Source organism: Flavobacterium sp. (assembly GCF_043778725.1).
Taxonomy (GTDB): domain Bacteria; phylum Bacteroidota; class Bacteroidia; order Flavobacteriales; family Flavobacteriaceae; genus Flavobacterium.
In genome coordinates this window covers 1-2,333 of the sequence record NZ_JAYWFT010000045.1, presented here as the reverse complement: position 1 = coordinate 2,333, position 2,333 = coordinate 1, and the positions used below count along the sequence as shown (strand labels likewise).

The 2,333-nt window shown below is 30.9% G+C and carries 4 protein-coding genes; 1 reads left to right on the top strand and 3 read right to left on the bottom strand.

Going from position 1 to position 2,333, the window contains the following annotated elements; genetic code table 11:
* Window positions 1-467, bottom strand: a 467-nt coding sequence (locus ACH2CG_RS03920) for an ABC transporter transmembrane domain-containing protein (RefSeq protein ID WP_395062397.1), incomplete at its 3' end; no start/stop codon positions are given.
* A gap of 41 nt (window positions 468-508) precedes the next feature.
* Window positions 509-1,255, bottom strand: a complete 747-nt coding sequence (truA, locus tag ACH2CG_RS03915) for a tRNA pseudouridine(38-40) synthase TruA (RefSeq protein WP_395062395.1) — start codon at window positions 1,253-1,255, stop codon at window positions 509-511.
* 236 nt (window positions 1,256-1,491) lie between these two features.
* Here truA and ACH2CG_RS03910 point away from each other — a divergent pair, with 236 nt between their 5' ends.
* Window positions 1,492-1,986 (top strand): metallophosphoesterase family protein, encoded by a 495-nt coding sequence (locus ACH2CG_RS03910; protein ID WP_395062393.1) that lies wholly within the window; start codon window positions 1,492-1,494, stop codon window positions 1,984-1,986.
* A 273-nt stretch (window positions 1,987-2,259) separates the two neighbouring features.
* Here the strand turns inward: ACH2CG_RS03910 and ACH2CG_RS03905 are convergent.
* Window positions 2,260-2,333 (bottom strand): DUF4293 family protein (locus ACH2CG_RS03905; RefSeq protein ID WP_395062399.1); only part of this gene is annotated, 74 nt, incomplete at its 5' end.

Here is a 2,333-nt window from a genome sequence, read left to right as displayed (position 1 = left end):
AGTAGGCAAGTTGTCATTTTTAGTAAATCACTAATAATCATAAAAAGTCCTTGACTGAAAATGCGTGCAATTTGCTCAATATCCGAAACAGAACGTGTAACTAATTGACCAACTGGAGCGTTATCAAAATAGTTCATTCTAAAACTCAACATGTGTTTGAAAAGTTTTGTTCGAATGTCTTTTATGATGTTTTGCCCCAATCCATTTGCCCAAAAAACAAAGTAAAATTGGAAAATTCCTTCCAATAAAAGTACAATTCCCATGAAGGAAACATACATTAACAATCCGTTTTGATCTTTTGGTTTTATGTAACTATCAACTGTAAGTTTCAATAAAAATGGACGAAGAGCAGCAAAAATTGCTAATAATATTGCAGAAGAAATAACTCCATAAAACAAAATTTTATAGGGTTTTGTATATTTTAGAATTCGTTTAAATAAACGTACGTCAAACGCTTTTGCTTTCATAAATCAATTTTAGATATCAAATTTTAGATGATGTCTATTCTTTATATATTATTTATTAAAAAAGGATATTCAACTTTCGTCAAATACAATCCGTGTGCCGGAACCGAAAATCCGGCTTTATTTCGGTCTTTACTCTCTATAATTTTTGTAAAATCAATCAAAGATACTTTTTCTAATCCTATATTTATCATAGTGCCAACAATTGCGCGAACCATATTTCTTAAGAATCTATCGGCAGAAATTGTAAATATTAATTTGTCGTTATTTTGTTTCCAATTTGCTTCAAATATCGTACAATTAAAAGTATTGACATCGGTATGAACTTTAGAAAAACATTCAAAATCAATATAATTGAAAAGGATTTTGCAAGCTTCGTTCATTTTTTCAAGATTTAATTCGTGCTTATTATACCAAGAATCGTCACTTTTGAAAGCATTTTTTTTGGTATGAATATGATATTCATACGTTCTTTTTTTTGCATCAAATCGTGCATGTGCATCGTCATGAACTTTATGAAAATCTAATACGGCAATGTCTTTTGGTAAAAACGAATTAAGTTTATGTATTAAATATGGAATATCAATTTCTAAATCATAATCAAAATGTGCAAACATTTGCTTGGCATGAACACCAGAATCGGTTCTGCCAGCGCCAACGAGTTCAATTTCTGTTTTCAAAATTGTAGTAATTGCTTTGGTCAAAGTTTCTTGAACAGAAGTTGCGTTTGGCTGATATTGCCATCCGTGATAGTTAGTTCCTTTGTATGCAAATTCTAGAAAGTATCTCAAAATTTAGTATTCAGTTTCAGTTGGTAGTGTTCAGTTAGAAATACCTTGGCAAATTTACAAAGATTTTAATTGATAAAATGGCTAAAGTTTTCCTAAATAATTAACTTTGCTGAGTTGTGATTTCATAATAATAAATAAAACGAAGTTTTATAATTAGTGAAATTTTATGGACAATGAATTCGTGCAATTCGTGTCGAAAAAAAACTTTGTGAGATAGCGCCTTTGCGACAAATAATATGAAAAAAATCCTTCTTCTTTCTGATACCCACAGTTATATAGACGATACTATTTTAAAATATGTAAACCAAGCTGATGAAGTTTGGCATGCTGGAGATATTGGCGATTTGGTTGTAACTGATACTTTAAAAAAGCTAAAACCACTAAGAGCAGTTTATGGAAATATTGATGACGATAAAGCTCGAATGGAATTTCCGTTAAATAATAGATTTATGTGTGAAGGTGTTGATGTTTGGATTACACATATTGGTGGTTATCCAGGAAAGTACAATCAGGCAATTCGTGAGGAGATTAAATTGAATCCGCCAAAATTATTCATCTGTGGACATTCACATATATTAAAGGTACAATTTGATAAGAGTTTGAATTTACTTCACATGAATCCTGGTGCATGCGGAATTTATGGATTTCATCAAGTGCGAACAATGTTACGGTTTGAAATTGCTGGCGATAAAATTCAGAGTTTGGAGATTGTTGAAATAGGGAAGAAGTAGTTGTCAGATTTTAGTGCTCAGTTTTCAGTGTTCAGTGTTTTGTCTTTTGATAATCTAATGTTCTAGCCCAGATTGCAATGGAAAGCTTTTTCTAAAAAATAATTTAGGTTTTCTTATTTTTAAAAAGCGACCAACGGAAGCTCTTTTAAAAATTTTAGAAAAACTTATTGTTTTTAGAAAAACTTGGAATGGAAAGCTGGATTGGCTTCTAACAAAAAAATCCGAAACTTTCGTCTCGGATTCTCTTCGCACTAATAAACTAAGTTTATAGGTTTACCTCAATCGATCAACAGATTTTACGAGATCTTCATCCTTCTTGATAGCTTTGTTGGCCAAAACTAACATAA

Excerpts from the sequence above, each read along its gene's own strand:
- ACH2CG_RS03910 (WP_395062393.1), top strand. The coding sequence starts at position 1,492 with ATGAAAAAAATCCTTCTTCTTTCTGATACCCACAGTTATATAGACGAT.